Annotated in this window: 20 protein-coding genes and 1 tRNA gene; 11 read left to right on the top strand and 10 right to left on the bottom strand. The window is 51.5% G+C overall.

Going from position 1 to position 20,499, the window contains the following annotated elements:
* Nucleotides 1-45: 45 nt before the first annotated feature.
* On the bottom strand, nucleotides 46-489 hold the full coding sequence (locus tag TH63_RS02130) for a MarR family winged helix-turn-helix transcriptional regulator (protein ID WP_048919477.1): 444 nt from the start codon (nucleotides 487-489) through the stop codon (nucleotides 46-48).
* A gap of 215 nt (nucleotides 490-704) precedes the next feature.
* On the opposite strand from TH63_RS02130, the gene TH63_RS02125 reads away from it, so the two are divergent.
* Nucleotides 705-1,298: a DedA family protein gene (locus tag TH63_RS02125; protein ID WP_048919476.1), complete on the top strand. Its 594-nt coding sequence runs from the start codon at nucleotides 705-707 to the stop codon at nucleotides 1,296-1,298.
* Between the two features lie 73 nt (nucleotides 1,299-1,371).
* Entirely contained in the window at nucleotides 1,372-1,953 is a 582-nt protein-coding gene (locus tag TH63_RS02120) for a DUF6799 domain-containing protein (RefSeq protein ID WP_156180307.1), read from the top strand.
* A gap of 50 nt (nucleotides 1,954-2,003) precedes the next feature.
* Here TH63_RS02120 and TH63_RS02115 read toward each other — a convergent pair whose 3' ends face one another.
* From TH63_RS02115 to TH63_RS02095, 5 genes are all read right to left on the bottom strand, one after another.
* Nucleotides 2,004-2,459, bottom strand: a complete 456-nt coding sequence (locus TH63_RS02115) for a GNAT family N-acetyltransferase (RefSeq protein WP_048919474.1) — start codon at nucleotides 2,457-2,459, stop codon at nucleotides 2,004-2,006.
* A 159-nt stretch (nucleotides 2,460-2,618) separates the two neighbouring features.
* Nucleotides 2,619-3,080, bottom strand: a complete 462-nt coding sequence (locus tag TH63_RS02110; RefSeq protein ID WP_231583534.1) for a GNAT family N-acetyltransferase — start codon at nucleotides 3,078-3,080, stop codon at nucleotides 2,619-2,621.
* Between the two features lie 71 nt (nucleotides 3,081-3,151).
* The gene (locus tag TH63_RS02105) at nucleotides 3,152-4,102 is read right to left on the bottom strand and encodes a hypothetical protein (protein WP_048919473.1); all 951 of its coding nucleotides are present in this window, start codon (nucleotides 4,100-4,102) and stop codon (nucleotides 3,152-3,154) included.
* A gap of 110 nt (nucleotides 4,103-4,212) precedes the next feature.
* The gene (locus TH63_RS02100; protein ID WP_048919472.1) at nucleotides 4,213-4,758 is read right to left on the bottom strand and encodes a hypothetical protein; all 546 of its coding nucleotides are present in this window, start codon (nucleotides 4,756-4,758) and stop codon (nucleotides 4,213-4,215) included.
* Between the two features lie 164 nt (nucleotides 4,759-4,922).
* A complete protein-coding gene (locus tag TH63_RS02095; RefSeq protein ID WP_048919471.1) occupies nucleotides 4,923-5,924 on the bottom strand; it encodes an enolase C-terminal domain-like protein in 1,002 nt (333 codons plus the stop codon).
* A gap of 240 nt (nucleotides 5,925-6,164) precedes the next feature.
* Between TH63_RS02095 and TH63_RS02090 the strand changes: the two genes are divergently transcribed.
* The 6 genes from TH63_RS02090 to TH63_RS02065 all read left to right on the top strand — a co-directional run bounded on the left by TH63_RS02090 (nucleotide 6,165) and on the right by TH63_RS02065 (nucleotide 13,651).
* Nucleotides 6,165-7,544 carry a dicarboxylate/amino acid:cation symporter gene (locus TH63_RS02090; RefSeq protein WP_048919470.1) on the top strand — a complete coding sequence of 460 codons (1,380 nt, stop codon included), beginning with the start codon at nucleotides 6,165-6,167 and terminating at the stop codon, nucleotides 7,542-7,544.
* An 82-nt stretch (nucleotides 7,545-7,626) separates the two neighbouring features.
* Nucleotides 7,627-8,199 (top strand): thioredoxin family protein, encoded by a 573-nt coding sequence (locus TH63_RS02085; protein WP_048919469.1) that lies wholly within the window; start codon nucleotides 7,627-7,629, stop codon nucleotides 8,197-8,199.
* Between the two features lie 193 nt (nucleotides 8,200-8,392).
* Nucleotides 8,393-9,553 (top strand): MFS transporter, encoded by a 1,161-nt coding sequence (locus TH63_RS02080; RefSeq protein ID WP_048919468.1) that lies wholly within the window; start codon nucleotides 8,393-8,395, stop codon nucleotides 9,551-9,553.
* Between the two features lie 276 nt (nucleotides 9,554-9,829).
* Complete coding sequence (locus TH63_RS02075) at nucleotides 9,830-10,405, top strand: fasciclin domain-containing protein (protein WP_048919467.1); 576 nt, start codon at nucleotides 9,830-9,832, stop codon at nucleotides 10,403-10,405.
* 166 nt (nucleotides 10,406-10,571) lie between these two features.
* On the top strand, nucleotides 10,572-12,899 hold the full coding sequence (locus TH63_RS02070; protein ID WP_156180305.1) for a GAF domain-containing protein: 2,328 nt from the start codon (nucleotides 10,572-10,574) through the stop codon (nucleotides 12,897-12,899).
* A 218-nt stretch (nucleotides 12,900-13,117) separates the two neighbouring features.
* Entirely contained in the window at nucleotides 13,118-13,651 is a 534-nt protein-coding gene (locus tag TH63_RS02065; RefSeq protein WP_048919465.1) for an O-acetyl-ADP-ribose deacetylase, read from the top strand.
* A gap of 145 nt (nucleotides 13,652-13,796) precedes the next feature.
* Here TH63_RS02065 and fabV read toward each other — a convergent pair whose 3' ends face one another.
* From fabV to TH63_RS02045, 4 genes are all read right to left on the bottom strand, one after another.
* A complete protein-coding gene (gene fabV / locus TH63_RS02060; protein WP_048919464.1) occupies nucleotides 13,797-14,993 on the bottom strand; it encodes an enoyl-ACP reductase FabV in 1,197 nt (398 codons plus the stop codon).
* A 160-nt stretch (nucleotides 14,994-15,153) separates the two neighbouring features.
* A complete protein-coding gene (locus TH63_RS02055; RefSeq protein WP_076606577.1) occupies nucleotides 15,154-15,864 on the bottom strand; it encodes a phosphatase PAP2 family protein in 711 nt (236 codons plus the stop codon).
* Between the two features lie 122 nt (nucleotides 15,865-15,986).
* Nucleotides 15,987-16,068 (bottom strand) — tRNA-Leu (locus TH63_RS02050).
* Between the two features lie 226 nt (nucleotides 16,069-16,294).
* Entirely contained in the window at nucleotides 16,295-17,017 is a 723-nt protein-coding gene (locus TH63_RS02045) for a phosphatase PAP2 family protein (protein ID WP_048919462.1), read from the bottom strand.
* Between the two features lie 160 nt (nucleotides 17,018-17,177).
* On the opposite strand from TH63_RS02045, the gene TH63_RS02040 reads away from it, so the two are divergent.
* From TH63_RS02040 to TH63_RS02030, 3 genes are all read left to right on the top strand, one after another.
* A complete protein-coding gene (locus tag TH63_RS02040; RefSeq protein ID WP_048919461.1) occupies nucleotides 17,178-17,672 on the top strand; it encodes a CinA family protein in 495 nt (164 codons plus the stop codon).
* Between the two features lie 157 nt (nucleotides 17,673-17,829).
* Nucleotides 17,830-18,489 carry a class I SAM-dependent methyltransferase gene (locus TH63_RS02035; RefSeq protein ID WP_048919460.1) on the top strand — a complete coding sequence of 220 codons (660 nt, stop codon included), beginning with the start codon at nucleotides 17,830-17,832 and terminating at the stop codon, nucleotides 18,487-18,489.
* 71 nt (nucleotides 18,490-18,560) lie between these two features.
* The gene (locus TH63_RS02030; RefSeq protein WP_076606381.1) at nucleotides 18,561-20,393 is read left to right on the top strand and encodes a M61 family metallopeptidase; all 1,833 of its coding nucleotides are present in this window, start codon (nucleotides 18,561-18,563) and stop codon (nucleotides 20,391-20,393) included.
* The last annotated feature ends 106 nt before the right edge of the window (nucleotides 20,394-20,499 follow it).

The following is a 20,499-nucleotide window of genomic DNA, read 5'->3' as shown; positions in this document are numbered from 1 at the left end:
ATGGTAATTAGAAGGTAAATAGAGAGGTTAGGGTATGTGGGAAAGTCAGCTTCTTATTTTATCCAGTAACAGGCTAAGGTGGTCGGCCTCGTCCTGAGTCAGGATGCCCAGTTGGCTTCCGCCCTCAATGGAATCCATTTCCTTGAGCAGATCCATGCCTTGTTGGGTGATGAGAATATCTACGGTGCGGCGGTCTGTGGGGCACTGCTCCCGGGTAACCAGTTTCTTGGCCTCCAGTTTGTCTACAATGCGTGACGCGTTAGAGGTCTTGTCTAACATACGCTCAATGAGCAGGTTCACGGTGGCAGGCTTGGGGAACTGGCCCCGCAGAATGCGCAGCACGTTGTACTGCGGCAAGGTAACCCCAAAAGGCTTGAACAACGCAGACTGCCTTTGCTGCAACCAGTTAGAGGTATAGAGTATATTAATGTAAGCCTTGTGGTACGCGTCTTTGAAGGTACTCTGCTTAATTTCTTCTTCTATGTTCATGCGTTCCCGCCCAGTGTAGTGGAGTTAGCCAAAGATAGGTACCTGCCGCAAAACCAGCAACATAGCCCTGGCCCAAATATACGGGGAATAGCTAGTAAATACACCAACATAGGGTTTGTGTTGTGCGTATTGCTCCTAACTACAGATGCCCTAGTAAGATTATGCCAGATTTATTTCTAGTTTCCATAGCAGAACTCTTCTCCAGCCCAGAAAACATGATACGGTATGGAGGGCTCACGCTCATTCTGGCGGTGGTGTTTGTGGAGACGGGCTTACTGATTGGATTGGTCATTCCCGGGGGTGACTCTCTGTTGCTGGCCACGGGCCTGCTGGCGGGGGCCAATGTGTTACCGGTTCCGCTGGTGGTCTTGCTGGTGAGCATGATCATAGCCGGGGTGGCCGGCGATCTGCTGGGCTTTTCCATTGGGCACCGCATGGGCAAAGGGCTCTACCACAAAAAAGACACCTGGTATTTTAAGCGCAAGCACCTGGAACGCGCCCAGAAGTTCTACCATGAGAAGGGTAAGTCTGCCATTGTGCTGGGCAAGTTTGTGCCGGTAGTGCGCACGTTTAACCCGCTGCTTTCTGGAGTGACGGGCATGCACTTGGGCCGCTTTATTTTGTTGAGCCTGGTAGGCACCACCCTCTGGATCTGCTCCCTGGTATTGGCCAGCTACTACCTGGGCCAACAGTTTCCGCACCTGAAAGACTACCTGCATTATGCCATCCCTATCATTATCTTCCTCTCCATTTTACCGGGCCTTTTCCAGTACCTTAAAGAGCGGAAGAAAACCCAGAAGACCACTTAAAAGCCGGGCCGGACGTTTTTGGCCCGTTTTTCTTAAAACTCCGTAAAAGCAACAAACTCCTTACCCCTAACCTATGCTACTTCGTTTTCTTTTCTCTGCCGGACTGCTATTCACCTTTTTGCTAGCGCCAGTGCTGGCCCAGGCCCAGAAGGCTACTATCCAGAAACGGGAAAGTGGTCGCACCACCACCCCCAGCGTCACGCCCATGCGCCAGGGCGTAATCATCAGAAACGGAGTGCCGGTAGAAGTGCAGGGCAACAAGTTCACGCCTATTGCCAATGCCCGCACCTTTAAGAATGGCACCGTGCTCCAAACCAATGGGCAACTGACATTACCCGGAGGCGAAGTGGTTCAGTTAAAAGAAGGCGACCGTATAGATATGAAGGGCAATCTTACCCGCTCCCCCGTTGTGGTAGAGAGAACCACCACCGTAACCGGAGACACCGCCGGCATTGGCAAGCAACTAATGCAAGCCCAGCAGCAGCATGAACGCCAGAAACTATTGCAGGAGAAAATGCGCCTGCTGGAAGAGAAAAACAGGCTTCTGGAGAAAACCATCAAGAGCAAGCCAGATGCCGCCCGGCTTCAGAAACTGGACGCTGACCTGGCCAAGGCCCAGCAGCAAATAGACGCGGAGAACAAAAAGGGGCAGTAGTGGTTTGGTGAAGAAGTTAAGGCAAATGAAACGTATTGCTGTGCTTCTTTTTAGGAGGTAGGCTTGTTGTTCTTTGCCAGCCAATATTGCTTAGTCATCTCAAACTTTATCTCCTTAGTACCGTGAAGCCCGGTCTCAGACCATTCCATTTTCCGGTAGAATTTTTCTGCCCGGGTGTTAGGTGAGGTTCCTAGCCACACGTTTTCTTTCCCGTTTGCAAAGTACCAGTCCAGCATGAGTTGGTGTAATTGACGGCCAATACCTTTTCCTTCAAACTCGGGTTTGAGGAATAAGGCCCAAATGTTATTGTCCTTTAGGTCTGCAATGGCAAATCCTACCACCTCGCCATCTACGTCACACACCCACCCTTTTCCTCTTTCGGTCAAGAATTCCTTACAGTCCTCGTTGGTCACCAGCGCAGGGTTTGACAGGACATTCTCTTTCACTGAATGCCGGACAATCTGTATTTGGGGTATGTCTTGGATAGAAGCTTCTCTGAATTCCATATAATTTGCAATTGCCCCGGGCTCCTGGAAGCGGCAGGGAAAGACAGTAGTTGAGACTACGGAATGTTAAACTGCTTTTAGTATTCTATCATTTGAGGCTATAAAAACCTTGTTCCTCCTTTAAAGATGTGCTACCGTTTAGGCTAAAGAACGGCCATCTTACTCAATATTGGCATTAGTTTTATTCTTTAATTCCATCTGGTATAGGTCAAAATTAGGAGCCCAAAAGTCTTTCTCCACTTTGTTTAGCTTAAACCCCATTTTCTCATAGAATTTGTAAACCAGCTGCGTGGTTCTTACAACTATTAACTCAATTTCTTTATTCCTACTCAAGTGGTTGATCCTGTATTCCGTTAGTTTTCTGCCAACTCCTTTACCTTGTAAATCAGGTTTGATTATATCCCAAGAGATACGGGCGGTTTTCTCTTCGGGGAAATAGTTGATTCCACCTGCTCCTATAACCTCAGCGTTTTCCTCAACAACAAAGTAATCTTCAACCTTATTATCCAGGTATTCCTCTAAATCGTTTTGTTCCGTTGGATCGAAAAACTCAGGAGTATTCAACTTTAGTAGGGCAATCACCAAAGCCTTGTCTTCCTGTTTGTAAGTTCTTATTTCCACTTCTTTTTTTTTAATGAAACACAATGGTTAGTAGTGCATGAAGGGTGCAAGGCCGTCGGCGGCATCATGAATTATGCACCTTGTTGGCTAATTTTTTTATTTTTTATAATTGCAACTTCTGGTTTGCTTAACCATTTTATTTCAATTGGCTTACTATTACCGGCTCTAATAATTTCTTCCGTATTTTTCATTAGAACTTGTAAATCAGTTTCTAAAACCTCCACTCCTGCGTATAAGGAAAACGAATTCTTAACTGAAGTTTGCCCAGAATAAAATAAATCCTTTAAACAAAATAATGCTGTTTCCGTCCGCCATGGTTCTGGGCGATATCCGCCATGGATATAGACATTTGTCCAAGAATGTATAGCCTTTATAGCTTCAAAATCTAAATTGTAAATCTTATAGTATTGTTTGTTAGCTGCAATAGCTTTAAAACATTTAGGTATAGCTTGGATATCAGGCCTGCCCTCAATCAGCCAATAATCAATGCCTAAGATTCTTTTTATTTTGTATTCGATACTCTGCCTAATTGTAAAAGGGGTTGATGAAGATAATATTAATTTTTCTTCAGGGTGGTCATTTGGTTCTCCATTGAAAAAGATGTGATTTGATAGACTATAATAAAAATTACTAATATGGCTATTTGTATTTATTATTAACCATGAGTAGTCTTGATATTTATCAAATTTATCGATACAAGGCTTAAGGTCACAAACAAAATCAACCAGGATTCTTCTGGTTACATTATTTATTTCTTTCCCTTCTAATTGACTTTTAATTCTTTCAAGACTATTTGTTGCAGCGAAAAGATTAGCCTTGCAATAGTTTTCGTAGTCTTTTTCGCTACCCAGTTCATGTTTAAAAATCCATCTATGTATAAATTTGTCTTTCAATCCATTAGAACAGACATTCTTGCAGAGGTTAGCCAGATATATTTTAAAATTATCTAAACCTAGAAGTACTTCCTCTTTATCGTTGTTATCTTTTAATGATTTATAAAAAAGGAAGGCTTGTTGATTCATAAAAAAATTTGATTTATAATTCGTTGAATTATGCCTAACGGTTAGTATAAACAACGAGCAAGACCGTCGGCCGTAGCTTGATGTTTATACAGTGTTGTACAAAGTAATTTCTATTTTCTTCTGGTCTCTAATTCTGCTTTTCTCCTCTCAAGCAACGTAGCATAGGAATAGTAATCCCATTTTCTGCTTTCTCTGTTGTAAACCAATCTTGCGTTGGGAATATATCCCATTGTTCCGCCACAGCCAGCGGCAAAGTTTATGTCTTTTGTTATCAGCCTGCCCTTATAGATTCTTAATACACGTTTTACCGTGACACTCCATCCGCCGATGTTTATGTCCATCGTGTCTGGGCTGATTTCTTTGAAGAAGATTTTGTCTAGCCTGCCACTTTTCTCTTTTCTTCCCTCGATGATTTTTACGGCAGCATCTTCGTTCACAGGTTTGATGGTGAAGTCAGGATAGGTTAATCGAATCCCTGTCGGTAGGCTGTCGCTTAATATAAGATGCTCCTTTTCTTCTTGGTTGAATACATTATCTGAGTAATAGTCGCTGATTGCTGATTCATAGAAGTTCACTAATTCTTCTTGACTTAGCCTCTGGCCAAAGCCAAACTGCCAAGCGAGCAACATAAATGCTATTAGAAGAAACTGCTTCATAATTATTATTTTGTACAACTAGCTGCTAACGGAGTTATTCGTCTTATCTGCACTATGTATGGAGATGGTACTTTCTATCGGCTAAGTCTTTTTTTACCGAACTCAGAGTTCCATAAACCAACTCTGTTTTAGAGCCGTTTTCCTAAAAACACCCCAAAAACGACTTACGGCTGTTCCACGGGGTACAGCCTTCCCGCTTCCTCCTTCACCAACCCGAAAGGCTCGTCCTTCACAACCAGCATCCCGTCCAGATCAAGCAGATCTACGCCGTGGGCTAGTTGCAGGGCAGACCAGATGGCCATGCTGGTTTCCATCATACAGCCAATCATGGTCTTCAGGCCCAAAGAGCGGGTCTTGTTGAGAATAGCCAGGCCGTTCAGGTAGCCGCCGGCTTTCATGAGTTTCATGTTCACGCCATGAAACTGCTGTTGTAGCAGCTCCCAGTCGGCGTGGTCCGTAACAGATTCATCAGCAAACAGGTCATAGGGGCTTTTCTTCTTCAGGTAAAGGTACTCTTCCTGCAGCGCCGAGGGCATAGGCTGCTCAATCATGAGCACCTGGTATTTTTTGAGCCCCTCAAAGAACCGTAGCAGGGAGTCTGGGTCTTGCCAGGCCTCGTTGGCGTCTATGATCAGGCCTTGCCGGGGCGAGGCCCGCACTACTTCGCCCAGCATATCAAGGCCGCTTTCCTGGTTCACCTTCACCTTCAGGTACTCAAAGCGGTGCAGGCCGTGCTCTTTGGTGAAGGCGGCAATCTTGCCCGGGTCCATGATGGGGTAAGAAAAAGCGGTAGGCGCCGAGGTCACCGGCGTCACGCCCAGAAACTCGGTCACCGTTTGCCCCTTCTTGCGGCAGAGGTAATGCACGTACGCAGACTCAATCGCGAACCTAAGCGCCGGGTAGGCTTGGTGTTGCGCCATGAGGTGCTGCAGTTCTTCCACAGATTCAATGGCGGCCAAGCCGTTGCGTTGCAGGTTGGCGAACTGCTCCTGCAGAAGGTCAGGGGTTTCGCCGTAGCGGGTGTTGGGGGCTGCCTCGCCCCGGCCCTGAAACTGGCCGTCGCCCACGGTCACAAAAAGATTGGTCTTCAGGTCGGTGGCGTTGCGGGAGATTTTCCAGGTGAAACGCAGCGCTAGGTCGTGCGCCTCTATAGTCCATGATAACATAAGCGGTAAGAAAGGTTATTACACCCAAGTGTAGCAAAAAAGAAGGAAAGCCCAATAAAAATAAGGGTTTTCAAGCTGCCCGGGCAAAAGCAGGGACCAAAAATCGGGGTTTTAGGAACCGGAAGAAAAAAGTATATTTGTCGATTGCAAGACGGTAACTGCCCCAGTGGCAGGCATTCAACAATCCATTAAAAACCCTCTCCTCTCCGCTTTCCTGCCGGATGGGCGCTTAACTCTTTTATGAAAAAATCCACGCTCGCCTTAGTGGCCTTTGTGATTCTAACCGTGGCGGTAGTGCTTACCCTGGCGCAGAACTACGGCCTTTTCACGTTACCTCCTCTGGCCCTGGCCATTGCCCGCTGGGCCGGCATTATCGTGTTAGTCATGTTTGCCGTCCAGAAGAAATCCCTCACCACCTGGATTCTGGTCAGCATGGTCATCGGTGCCGAGATTGGTTACACCTTCCCAGACGCTGCCCAAAACCTGAACGTGCTCAGCAAGATCTTCCTCAAGATGGTGAAAACCATCATTGCGCCGCTGGTATTTGCCACGCTGGTGGTGGGTATTGCCGGCCACTCCAACCTCAAGCAGGTAGGTAAGATGGGCGTGAAAGCGCTGGTGTACTTTGAGTTGGTGACCACCGTAGCCCTTTTCATTGGCTTGGCGGCCATTAACCTGAGCCGTGCCGGCGATGGTATTGTGCTCAAAGGCCAGACCAGCAATGAGATCACCGCCCCGCCGGCCCAGACCTGGCAAGACATTATCCTGCATATTTTCCCAGAGAACATTGCCAAATCCATCGCCGAAGGTCAGGTACTGCAGATTGTGGTGTTCAGCGTGCTCTTCGGGATTGGCCTGGCCATGCTCAATGAGCGCAAGCGCCGCCCATTGCTAGAGGTAACGGAGAGCTTAGCCGAGACCATGTTCAAGTTCACCAACATCATCATGTACTTCGCGCCTATTGCGGTGGGCGCGGCCATTGCCTACACCGTGGGCCACATGGGCTTTGGTATTCTGGTAAACCTCTTTAAACTGCTGGCCACGCTCTATGTGGCGCTCATTGCGTTCCTGTTATTTGTGTTGCTGCCGGTGGCGCTAGCCTTCCGGATTCCGGTAAAAATGTTTGTAAAAGCCATTGCTGAGCCGGTTTCCATTGCCTTTGCCACCACCAGCTCTGAGGCCGCCCTGCCGCGCGCCATGGAAGCCATGGAGTCTATTGGCGTGCCGCGTAAGATAGTGGCCTTTGTCATGCCCATGGGTTACAGCTTCAACCTGGACGGCTCTACCCTCTACCTTTCCCTGGCCTCCATCTTTGTGGCTCAGGCCGCCGGTATTGAACTGGCCTGGGAGCAGCAGTTATTGATGGTGTTCACGCTTATGCTTACCAGCAAGGGAATTGCAGGCGTGCCGCGCGCCTCTCTGGTGATCTTGCTGGGCACTGCCGCCTCCTTCAACCTGCCCGTAGAGCCTATCTTTATCATTCTGGGTATTGACGAACTCATGGACATGGCCCGTACCTCGGTGAATGTGATCGGTAACTGTCTGGCCACCGCCGTGATTGCCCGTTGGGAAGGTGAGTTTGTAGACTTAGATGCTCCCCGCCCGCTGGAAGCCATCTAGGAGTTTATTTTTCCGTAAGAACATAAAAATCCGCCAGTGAAAGGGTCCCTTTTCCTGGCGGCTGCCTTTAAACCCATACCTTATGTTGAAGTTATCTTACCGATTGCTGTTTGTGACCGTGCTGGCATTGGGGGCCAGTGCCTGCGCGCGCCAAACCACCACCTATTCCAGCTCAGAAACCTCTGGCATTAACCCCAATGAGAACCGCGAGGAGAAAACCAAGAGCGGCGAGACTATCCTGATTGGCCCTACCACCCGCATTGCGTATGAGAAAGAGCCTTACAGCAGCTGGTTCCACCCGGCCTACATGCGCTACCAGCCCAACGCCAAGATCATGGAAGAGCTGCAACCCTTGCTCCAGGGTATTTCCTTTAAGGCCCTCACCGGCAGCTGGTGCATGGACAGCCAGCGGGAACTGCCCCGCCTGTACAAGGTCATGGACCAGGCCCGCATTCCGTATTCCCGCTTAGAGGTGATCAGCCTGCGTGAAGACAAAACCACTCCTACCGGCGAAGAGAAAGCCTACAACATCACCGCCGTTCCCACCATCATTCTGTACCGCAATGGCCAGGAAGTGGGCCGCATTGTAGAGACCGCCTACCCCACCCTTGAAATGAACATGCTCACCATTTTAAAAGGTGCTCCTAAAAAATAACGTTTTAGGCCCGTTTTGGCCAAAACAGGCTTAAAACGCCTTCCTTCTCTATTACAGCCGCCGCCCTGCCGTTCTTTCTGGTGGGGCGGCGGTTCTTTTTTGTGGCTGCTTAGAACCATGTACCTACATTTACGTGTCTCTTGTACACCAGGCCCATATAAAAGGGCTATTTTTGCCGAAAGCATTTCTTACCATGTTGTTTACCCTTGCCTCCCCCGTTTCCCGCAAAGCCCATAGAATAGCCGTAGGCGTTCTCTTTTTTCTCTTAGGGCTCTGCTTTTCCAGTTGGGGCGCCCGCATTCCTTCTCTCCAAAACCGTCTGCATCTTTCTGAGTCTGAGCTGGGCATGGTCTTGTTTGCCTTACCCGTAGGCCTGATGCTTTCTTTACCTTTCACCGGTTGGCTTACCTCTAAAATAGGCAGCCGCAAAGTGGTCACCTTCGCCCTGCTTCTGTATTGCAGCACCCTGGTCCTGATTGGCATGAGCCAGAGCGTGCTGCAGTTGGTGGTGGTTTTGTTTGCCTTCGGGTTTGCGAGTAACATGGGCAATATCTCTGTGAACACCCAGGCGGTGGGCGTGGAGCATCTGTACCAAAAATCCATTATGGCGTCTTTCCACGGGCTCTGGAGCCTGGCGGGCTTTGGCGGCGCGGCTATTGGCACGCTCATGATTGGCATGGGCGTAGAACCCCTGCCCCATTTCCTGCTCATCATGGCCCTGGTGTTGGCGGGCGTGGCCCTTGCCTACCAATTCGCGCTACCGCAAGACGCACCCCGCGACGCAGACCAGCCCCTGTTTGTGAAACCCGACAAGGAACTGATGGGCCTGGGCCTGATCGCGTTCTGCTCGCTTATCTGTGAAGGCGCCATGTTTGACTGGAGCGGCGTCTATTTCCAGAAAGTGGTGGGCGCCGAAAAGGCCTGGATTGCCGCCGGCTACACTGCGTTTATGTCTACCATGGCCTTCACCCGCTTCATCGCCGATAGGCTTACCACCCGCTTCGGGCTCAAGCGCGTGCTGCAGACCAGCGGTATTTTAACCACCCTAGGCCTGGCCATTGCCGTGCTCTTCCCTGGTCTCTGGACCGCTATTCTAGGCTTCTTTCTGGTAGGCGCCGGCGTCTCTGCCGTGGTCCCGCTGGTGTACAGCGTAGCCGGAAGAACCAAAACCATGGCCCCCAGCATGGCCCTGGCCGCCGTCTCCACCATCGGCTTCGCCGGATTCCTGGTTGGCCCGCCCTTGATTGGCCTGGTGGCCGGCATCAGCAGCCTGCGCTTCTCCTTCGCCCTCATCGCCCTCATGGGCATAGCCGTCGCCGTCCTCTCCAGCCGCATTAAAACCGAGGGGGAGTAAGGATTTTCATTTGTCACGTTTTAAGCCTGTTTTCCAGAAAACAGGCTTAAAACGCAAAGCCGCCCACTCCAGAGACCGCGTAGCGTGCACAGGACCTGTGAGCGTCTCTGCCGATGGCTTCTTCGTTTCCTCGGCCAAACCAGGCCCAAATCACCATAATTTCTTGTCCTGCAGTTGGCTGGTAATTTATTTTCTAGCCTTGGAAATCCAGTTGTTAGGGAGCCCTCGTAGGTCTGGCATATCTACCTACAAACCTAATAACCTTAACACGAACCAATGAAAAAAACCTTTCTTATGATGGTGGTAGCGGGAGCTACTGTTTTCACTTCCCTTTCTGTTTCTGCCCAAACCTCGGCCACTAAAAAAGCCAAAACCGCTAAGACCACGGGCATGGAGAAAAAAGAGGGCGTGATGGTGGGCGGTGCCTTAATGGTGCCTTCTAAAAACATTGTGGCCAACGCCTTAGGCTCTAAAGACCACACCACCCTGGTAGCGGCCGTGAAAGCCGCGGACTTGGTGGAAACCTTGATGGGCACAGGTCCTTTCACGGTGTTCGCGCCTACCAACGCTGCCTTTAACAAGTTACCGGCCGGAACGGTAGAGACGCTATTGAAGCCAGAGAACAAAGCTAAGCTTACGTCTGTCTTGACCTTCCACGTAGTACCGGGCAAGCTGCAGGCCAAAGACCTGAAAAACGGCCAGAAACTGAAGACTGTGAATGGAGAGACTTTAACCGTTACCCGCAAAGGCAACATGGTCATGATCAACGGGGCCCACGTTTCCACGGCAGATGTGATCTCCAGCAATGGCGTGACCCACGTGATTGACACCGTAGTATTGCCTACCATGTAATTGGTTAAAAACCGCTCTTTGAAAAGGCTTGCCATGGGCAGGCCTTTTCTGTTTCAGGGCTTGGGCAACTCCTGTTCGGGGCTCCCCTGCCATATCTAATATAGTATCTTCATTATATATCAGGTATTTTGTATCTGTCAGGCCTATTTTGCGTTAAAAGCCGTGTATGCACTCCCAAGAACACCAGATAAGCGTCTCTAAATTTCCTTTCAAGGCTCATTTAAGCTTTAAACCGATTATAGACTATTGGCAACAACAGCAAGACGGTTGCCGAAGCAGCTTTTTGTTGAGTGCCCAGGAAATAAACCGGCTGCTGCAGGAGGCGCCCGAACTATTGGAGCCCATCACCGATCTTAAGGTGCTGGCCCAGCATGAGTGCGTCATTGACCTGCTCATGACCGCCATTTTTCCGCCGGCCACCCGTGAGGTGGAAGCCATTGGCACGGTGGGACCGCTCTATGACGTCAGCTTTTACTATACAGACCTCTTCAAGCAGATCATCCTCACCGACCAGAACGTACTCAAGCGCCCCCTTAACATTGACGAGCACCGCATGCTCTTCAACCGGGTGCGCATGGTGTATTTTCTTATTCTGGAGAAGTTCTATGGGGTGCAGGTACCCCATGAGGAGTTCCTGATCTATACCGTCCCAGATTATCAACTGGGGCTGTACCGCCACTTCAACGTCGAGATTAACACCCAGTTCCTGAACATCACCCACACCCAGCCCCTGCCTGAGCTTGCGGAGAAGGACATCCAATACCTGCTGGACAACATCCGGAACATGGATATCTGGATGGAGGCTTTGTCTCCAGACCTGTTTGAGATCAACGGTTTCTACACGCTGCACCTGGTAGACGTGACGGTGCAGGAGGTATTGTCATCTCTGAAGAATGACCTGCTGGAACGGGACGTGATGCTGGCCCCCGACCGGTTTGAGCAGTTGCAGGAAAAGGTGCGCATCTTCTTTAAGCGTCCGCACCTGCAGCTGGGGGTAGCGGCCTTTTACAAGAACCGAAGCACGTTCGTGAACTTCGGGAACAAGATCAACCACAGCTTTTTGCTCCAGAGTGAGCCCAGCAGCAGCAGTTATGTGGGCTTCAAAGCCATTTATGACAGCCTGGTGCAGAACGGGCAACCGTTGGTGATCAAAGATGTGGCCAAGAGCCAGCAGCTGCCAGACGGCGTGCGCGAGGAAATGCTGGCCATGGGCATCAGGAATATTGTCTTGGCCCTGCTCCGCTACGGCGATGAGCCCATTGGTATTCTGGAGCTGGGTTCGCCCAACCCCGGCGACCTGGACAACTTCTCCCTGGCCAAAATGGACCAGTTCCTTCCGCTTTTCTCAGTGGCGGTCAACCGGAACTCAGAGGAGATTGAGGCCCGGGTGCAGGCAGTGATAAGAGAGAAATTCACCGCTATTCACCCCGTGCTGGAGTGGCGGTTCAGGGAGGCGGCCCTCAACATGCTGGACAAAATGAACGTGACCGGAGGCCCGGTGGAGATGGAACCCATCATTTTCCCGGATGTGTACCCGCTTTACGCCGCCGCCGATGTGCGCAGTTCCAGCACCGAACGGAACACCGCCATTCTGGGCGACTTAACCGAGCACCTGCAACTGGCGGAGCGTATCTTGAAAAAGGCCCTGGAAGTGCATGCGCTGCCTATTCTGGACGAGCTTCGGTTCTCGGTGTCTAAGCACCTCCGGCTTCTGAAGAAAGGGTTCCTGTCTCAGGACGGAATCCTCATCTTTGAGATGCTGCGCACCCAGGTAGAGCCTATGTTTGAGTTCCTGGAAGCCACGCACCCAGACCTGCTGCCCTACATCCAGAACTACCGTGACGCCATGGATCCCCAACTGGGCATCTTGTACAAGCGCCGCAAAGCCTTTGAAGAAAGCCTCACGCTCATCAATGAGACCATTTCTGAGTACATAGAGCAAGAAGAGCTCAACGCCCAGCAGATGTACCCGCACTATTTTGAGAAATTCAAGACCGATGGCGTGGAGTTCAACATTTACGTGGGGGCCTCTTTGGAAGAGCGGCAGCCGTTTGACATCATGTTCCTGCGGAACCTACGCCTGTGGCAACTGATGGTGATGTGTGAGGTGACCCGCCTGGCGCATAATCTCAAGCCCCAACTGAAAGTGCCCTTGGAAACCACGCAGCTCATTTTGATCCATAGCCAGCCGCTGGCCATCAGGTTCAGGCAAGATGAGCGCAAGTTTGACGTAGACGGCGCCTACAACATCAGGTATGAGATTGTGAAGAAGCGGGTAGACAAAGCCCTGGTGCGCGACTCTGAGGAACGCCTCACCCAGCCCGGCAAAATCGCCATTGCCTACTCCCAGGCCCGTGAAGCCAACGAGTACCTGGAATACATTGAGTACCTCCAGAACAAAGGCATCCTCTATGACGAGATTGAACACCTAGAGGTAGAAGAACTGCAAGGTGTAAGTGGCCTCAAAGCCCTTCGGGTACGGGTGAAGGTTTAGTTGCTAGCGGTAGTGATTAGTAACTAGTGATTAGTTGTTAGGAAGTGAAGAGAGTATAAAGCATAGGCTACCTGTAAGAGTTATTTTTATATCTGATTATCCTTCATCCCGTTTTGAGCCTGTTTTCTGGAAAACAGCCCCAAAACGTAAAATGCTTTACACTACCTACTCCTAATCACTAATCACCAACAACTAATCACTAGAAATTAACCCAAGCCATGGAAGCCAGCAGAATACAGTTACTTAGGGGAGACATCACCAAGGTTGCGGCAGATGCCATTGTCAACGCGGCTAACTCCAGCCTGCTGGGCGGTGGCGGCGTAGATGGGGCCATCCATAGGGCGGGCGGACCATCTATTCTGGCGGAGTGCCGCAAGATAGTGGCCCGCCAGGGTGGTTGCGAAACCGGTGAGGCGGTCATTACCACGGCCGGCAACCTTCTGGCAAAGTACGTGATCCATACCGTGGGTCCGGTCTGGAGCGGCGGCGAACGGGACGAACCCGAGCTTCTGGCCCACTGCTACCGCAATTCCCTGCTGTTGGCCCAGCACCACGGCCTTAAAACCATCGCGTTCCCCAACATCAGCACGGGAGTATACGGCTTCCCCAAAACCAAAGCCGCCGAGATAGCGGTAAAGACCGTGAAAGAGTTCCTGGCTCACCACGCTTTGCCAGAACAGGTCACCTTTGTGGTGTTTGATGAAGAGAACCTGAAGCTCTACCAAAAACTGTTGCCTGAGATATCTCAGTAAAACATATTTCTTATCCCACTTCACTACCCGTCTATTTCCTTTCCGGATTAAATAAAAAGGATCTTGTGGTCTATCTGCGTTGGCTCTTCTAACAGAGTCCATACAGGTAGACCACAAGGTCCTTTCAGATAAGATAAAACGTGCCTTATGCCCCTACCAGGCCTGGCACTTCTACCAATTCGTTTACGTCTTCGTCATAATTCACGCCAGGTACTTCAAACCCGAACAGGTTGAAGAAGTCGGTGCGGTAGCCTTGCAGGTCGCCAATCTCGGGGAGGCTTTCGGTGCTGGCTTTCTCCCAGAGGGCGGCCACTTCGGCTTGCACGTCATCGCGCATTTCCCAGTCGTCTACACGTATTCTGCCTTTTTCATCTACCGCTACTTCGCCGCCGGTGTAAAGACGCTCCTGGAACAGGCGCTGAATCTGCTCAATGGTGCCTTCATGCAGGCCTTTCGCCTTCATCACTTTATAAAGCAACGAGATATACAACGGAATTACCGGAATAGCCGAGCTGGCCTGGGTCACCAGGGCCTTGTTCACCGACACGTAGGCTTTGCCGTTCAGGTCCTTAAGCTTGTCTGAGATGGTGAAGGCGGTGGCCTCCAGGTGGTCTTTGGCGCGGCCAATGGTGCCTTTGCGGTACACGGCCTCGGTGAGCGATGGTCCAATGTAAGAATAGGCCACGGTGGTGGCACCTGGTGCGAGGAGGTTCTCGGCCTTTAGTGCGTCTATCCACATTTCCCAGTCCTCGCCGCCCATCACGGCCACGGTATTGGCAATGTCTTCGTCGCTGGCCGGGGTAATGGTCACCTCAGACACGTTTCCGGTATGGAAATCTACGGTCTTGTTAGAGAACGGCTGGCCAATAGGCTTGAGCACGGAATTATGGATAACCCCGGTTTTAGGGTGTACCCGGCGAGGCGAGGCCAGGCTATAGATCACCAGGTCAATCTGGCCCAGGTCGGCTTTGATCAGGTCAAGGGTGGTTCTTTTGATTTCGTCAGAGAAAGCGTCGCCGTTAATGCTTTTGGCGTACAGGCCGGCTTTTTGGGCCTCTTTCTCAAAGGCCGCGGTGTTGTACCAACCCGGTGAACCCGGCTTTCCTTCGGCGGCAGGTTTTTCAAAGAAGACACCAATGGTGGCGGCGTTCGCGCCAAAGGCACTGGTTATTCTGGAGGCAAGCCCAAAACCGGTAGAGGCACCCAGCACCAATACTCTTTTAGGACCCTCAATTGGGCCTTTGGATTTCACGTAGTTGATCTGGTTCACTACATTTTGCTCGCATCCTTTGGGGTGGGCGGTAAGGCAAATGAACCCGCGTACTTTTGGCGTAATAATCATGGATAACGGTTTTACAGATTACGTCTGTCTGGCTGTCTAAAGATTTGCAGACGTAAATTGGTCAATTTATTTACAAAAATAGAAGATTGGCGCTAGAAGCAACCGCAATAATAGCAAAGTAAACCCACATACGGTAGAAAACCGCCGGTAGCCAACGGCCTTACTCCTCCATCTGCCGCTCCACTTTTCGGCCCAGCCGGGTCTGCAGCCGCTTCAGCAGCGAGATAGCGATCATGAGCCAGAAAAGCCCCGCTCCCCAGCCCGCCAGCACATCTGAGGCATAATGCACATTCAAGTACACGCGGCTAAAGCCGATGAGCAGGATCCAGAAACCCACCAGTGAAACCAGAAACCACCGGGCCCCTTTCTGCCGCACGTTGGTCCAGATCAGGTAAATGATGAGGCCCCAGAACGCACCGCCAATCATGGCGTGGCCACTGGGGAAACTGTTGCCGCCCTGTTCCAGAAAGGCAGTCTCTGGCCGGGGCCGGTCAAAGAAGAACTTCATGCTTTGGTTAAACAGCGTGGTGGTGGCAGAAATGGCAATGATCTTCACGGAGTAGAACCGCCACCGCTCAAAAAACACGAACAGCAATGCCAAGGCAATAGACCCGCCTATCAGAAAATTCTTAGACCCGAAAAACGTGATGAAGTACATGACACTGGTGGTCTGTGGGGTGGTAATTTCCCCCGCCAGAGCGAAGGCAGCGCGGTCCAGGTCCCGTTCCTGCTCCACAAACACGGTATGGGTCATCCAGAAAAAGAGGAACACAGAACCAATAAACACCAGCCACGCAATGACTATCTCCAGAGACAGCACCGCCAGGAAAGCCGCTATCCCCTTTTCTGTATGTTCTCTTAGCCTTTTCATCTGGTGCGGTTTTGGGGTTGTACGCAAGAGGCACGGTAGAAAGATTCAAGGCGAAGGCCTAAGGGGAACCCGGCGGGACAAAAATAAAAAAGCCGGCCTCAAAAAGAGACCGGCTTTTTACGTGCGCTGGGGGAGACTCGAACTCCCACACCCGAAGGCGCTGCCACCTGAAGACAGTGCGTCTACCAATTTCGCCACCAGCGCAACAATATCCCTTCATTGCTTTAGGGAATACAAAAATACTGCTTTTTGTTTAACTGCAATAGCCCAGAGGCCTTTTTGGCAAATATTTTTCCAGTTTTCAAGGCATCTGTTTTCTGCCCCTTGATTTCCAACGGGTTAGAAAAACCGTTTCCAGAAAAAAATTCAGCGTTGTTACCAAAGACCCTGCCCACCTGTTTTCCCAGAAGGATAAAAAGCTCCCCGTGCCTTACACTATACGGTGGGGCTCCTCGCCTTTCACCACCGGGTTCAGGTTACGTTTAGAGAATTTCTCCATGCGGTTAATGAGGGCATTGGCCAGAATCACCCAACCCAGCCCGGCGGCCAGCCCGGCGGCCACATCGGTGGCGTAGTGCACGTGCAGGTACACGCGGCTAAAGCCGATGAAGAGAATAAGCAAGGAGATCAAAAAGACCAGCAGAAACCGCCAGGCCGGCACCTCTACGTGTTTCCAGACCAGGTAAATAAGCAGCCCGTAAAAAGAGGCGCTGATCATGGCGTGCCCGCTGGGGAAACTAAGGCCGTAAGAATCTACCAGGTGCGGCACCAACGGCCGGGGCCGGTTAAAGATATACTTGAGCAACAGGTTAAGCGAGATACTGCCAATGGCAATAACCGGCACTTTGAGCGAGTACCACTTGTGCTTTTTCACAAACAGAAAATACCCGATCATCATAAGCCCTGCCCCCGTTATAAAATTACGCGAGGCCAGGAACGTGACGCCCTTTATAATCTCCGTCAGGACCGGGTTGGCCCGGGCATCGGCCCAGGCGAAGGCCATTTTGTCAAAGCCCAGTTCATGGCCCGGCAGCACGGCACGCGCCAGCCAGAAAAACAGGATAATGCATAAGATGAACACTGCCCATAGCACCACCAGCTCCACGGTGAATAGGGCCAGGGAAGCCACAAATTTCCGAAACGTCTTCTTCATACCTCCAATTAGTCATATTCTGTTTAGCGCCTGTTTTCTCTAAAACGGCCCTAAACGGGAAACTTCTTAACGTACGTACGCAGCGGCGTTGGTGTTGACCTACCCGCTTATAACCCATTGTCCCATTCTACAGTACTATCCCTATTGAACTCGCCATCCTATGAATAAAAAAGACCTTACCCAGCTGGTCATGAACCTGAAGGACCATGACCTCACTGTAGCCTTTGCCGAAAGCTGTACCGGGGGTAGCCTGGCCGCTGAGTTCAGCAAGGCGCTGGGCACCAACGGAGTCTTCCTGGGCAGCATGGTCACCTATGACACCATCGTCAAACAGAAAGTACTGGGGGTAAAGAAAAAAACCCTGGACCTGTACACCGCTGAAAGCCAGCAGGTAACCAATGAAATGGTGCTGGGCCTGCAAAAACTGGTAAAAGCCGATGTCTGTATAGCTGTCACCGGCTTGTTGGGCGCCGGAGCCTCTGAGAACCCCGAAAAACCCGTGGGCACCACCTTTGTCTCGCTGCTTTTCCAGGACAAGGTAGAGGAGTACCGGCAGCTATTCAAAGGTTCTGCGGAAAGCATGCTCAAACAAATAATAGACTTTATCTTCCAGAAGCTACGCGACACCCTGGACCGCCACTACCAGCATGCCTAACATCTTTTTAAGGCTTATGGGCAAAGGTTGAGAACAGATGGGGACTCCATCTCCTGCCAGAATAATCTTGGTTAATAAAAGCTGGAATCTGTTTTAGGGCTACTTTTGGGAAAACACCCTCAAAACGGCTTCTGCTTTTACCCTTCTCTTCCTGGTCATGCCTTCTTCCCTGTCAAGCTTTGATTTCATTGCCCCGGTGTATGACGCGCTGGCGGGCGTGGTCTTTAAAGATTCGCAGAAGAAGGCCCAATGCCGTTTCCTTTCAAAGATTCCCGATGGGGCCACTGTCTTGGTTTTAGGCGGAGGCACGGGGTGGCTTCTCCCGGAGCTGTTCAAAAAAAGTAACCCCAAACAAGTGTTGTATCTGGAGGCCTCAAACGCCATGCTGGAGAAAGCGCGCCGACGCGTGCGGGGTTTACCAGAAAGTAGCCGCATAGAATTCAGGTTGGGCACCGAGCTGGCGCTTCTGCCTCAGGAGAAGTTTCACGTGATTATCACCCCGTTTGTGCTGGACCTGTTCACCGAGCAGGAAGTGACAGCTATGGTGCAGCGGCTAAGCCAGGCGCTTATGCCCCAGGGACAATGGCTGCACACAGATTTTTTCCTTTCCCCAAACCTATTTCAGAAAGCCTGGCAGAAACCTTTGCTCTGGGCCATGTACCGGTTTTTTAGGCTGGTGAGCGGCATCTCGGGCACAGGGCTTTCGCCTATGGAAGAGATCTTCCGGCAGGCCGGTTTTGTACCTCTTCGGCAGGCATTCTTCTTTCACTGCTTTATCAAGGCCCAGTTGTGGCAGAAGTCACCAGAAAAAGGATAGCACAATACACAGAAAAGGGTGTGCCGGAATCTGGTTTTCCTGTGTAACTTGAGGCCAAATATTCCTCCTCTATGAAGAAAAACTTTTGGGTTGCTCTGGCCGTGGCTTTCTGCAGCTTAGGTCTGCCGGCCCAGGCCCAGCAAAGCGTCAATTACCAGGTTTCGTTTGAGAATGCGTTGCACCATGAGGCCAGCGTGACTGCCACCTTTACCGGCGTTGCCTCCCCCACCCTGGAGGTGCGCATGGCCCGCTCCTCGCCGGGCCGCTACGCCTTGCATGAATTCGCGAAGAACGTCTACAGCGTATCTGCCACCAATGGAAAAGGCCAGCCCCTCACGTTTACCCGCCCCAACCTGCACCAATGGAACATCACCGGCCATGACGGCACGGTGACCGTAAAATACACCCTATTTGCCGACCACCCGGACGGCACCTATGCCGGGGTTAGCCCGGCGCACGCTCACCTCAACGCCCCGGCCACCTTCATGTACGCGCAGGCCCTGGAGAACGCCCCGGTACAGGTGAAGTTCATTGCCCCCGCGGGCAGCAACTGGACCGCCGCCACCCAACTAAAACCCGAAACGGTCCCACTCACCTTTTCGGCGCCCAACTTCCAGTACCTCATGGACAGCCCCACCGAACTGGCCAACCTGCAGTGGCGCGAATGGACCGTCACCGAGAAAGGCCGCGAGCAGAAGATACGCATTGGCATGCACCACCAAGGCACGGCCCAGGAACTGGACGACTACACCCAGAAAGCCAAACGTATTGTGCAGGAAAGCCAGGCCGTGTTTGGCGAGCTACCGGCCTTTGACTTCGGCACCTATACCTTTATTGCCTGCTACATGCCCGGCACGCCCGGCGATGGCATGGAACACCGCAACTCCACCGTCATTACCAGTTCAAGAACCCTTAAAACCGGCATGAACCCAAACCTGGGCACCCTGGCCCATGAGTTCTTCCATGCCTGGAACGTGGAGCGCATTCGGCCTAAGAGCCTGGAGCCTTTCAATTTCAATGACGCCAACATGAGCGGGGAACTGTGGCTGGCCGAAGGGTTTACCAGCTATTACGGCAACCTGCTTCTGCACCGCGCCGGCGTCACCGACCAAGCCAATTACTTGGAGACCGCCGCCAGCCCCATTCTGGCCCTGGCTGTTTCTCCGGGCAAAGCGTATTTCACGCCGGTGGAGATGAGCCAGCAGGCCCCGTTTGTAGATGCCTCGCGCTCCGTGGACGCCACCAACCGCACCAACACCTACATCTCCTACTACACCTACGGCAACGCCATCGCCCTGGGCCTGGACTTTACCCTGCGCACCAAATTCAAGAACCTGACCCTAGATGACTACATGCGCCTGCTCTGGCAACGCTTTGGCAAGCCTGAAAAACCGTATACCCTGCCTGACCTGGAAAAAGCCCTGGCTGACCTGACCAAAGATGCCCGTTTCGCGCAGGAATTCTTCCAGAAGCACATTAATGGCAAGGAATCTATGCCGTATTCGGCCCTGGCCCAGGAAATGGGCTTACAGTTGCAGCCCTCCAAAACGCCGGTATTGGGTTGGGAAAGCCTGAAGTTCCAGAATGACAAAGCCGTTATTGCGCAGGGCACCTTTTCAAACAGCCCCCTCTACCAGGCCGGCCTGGACCGCGACGACACGCTGCTCACCATGAACGGCCAGAAGCTCACCAGCTACAAAATGCTGGACAGTCTCCTGACCAAACACCAACCCGGCGACCAGGTACAGCTGGAAGTGGTGCAGCAAGGCCAGAAGAAAACCGTTGCCCTCACCTTAGCCCCCGAACCTAAATTCAACCTGGTCCCGCTGGAGAAAACCGGTCAGAAAGTTTCTTCCAAAGCCAAAGCCCGCCGGGAAGCCTGGCTTCGCCCGCAGGCGAAATAAGGGACGGAAACCTATGTACGTTTTGGGCCTGTTTTCTTAAAAACAGGCCCAAAACGGTTTTAAGGAATAGACTAGGGAAGCAGTTGTTTCGTTAGACGGGTAAATA

The organism is Rufibacter radiotolerans (assembly GCF_001078055.1).
GTDB lineage: Bacteria > Bacteroidota > Bacteroidia > Cytophagales > Hymenobacteraceae > Nibribacter > Nibribacter radiotolerans.
Note: the sequence above shows the minus strand (reverse complement) of the source record. Positions and strands in the feature narration are given on the sequence as shown.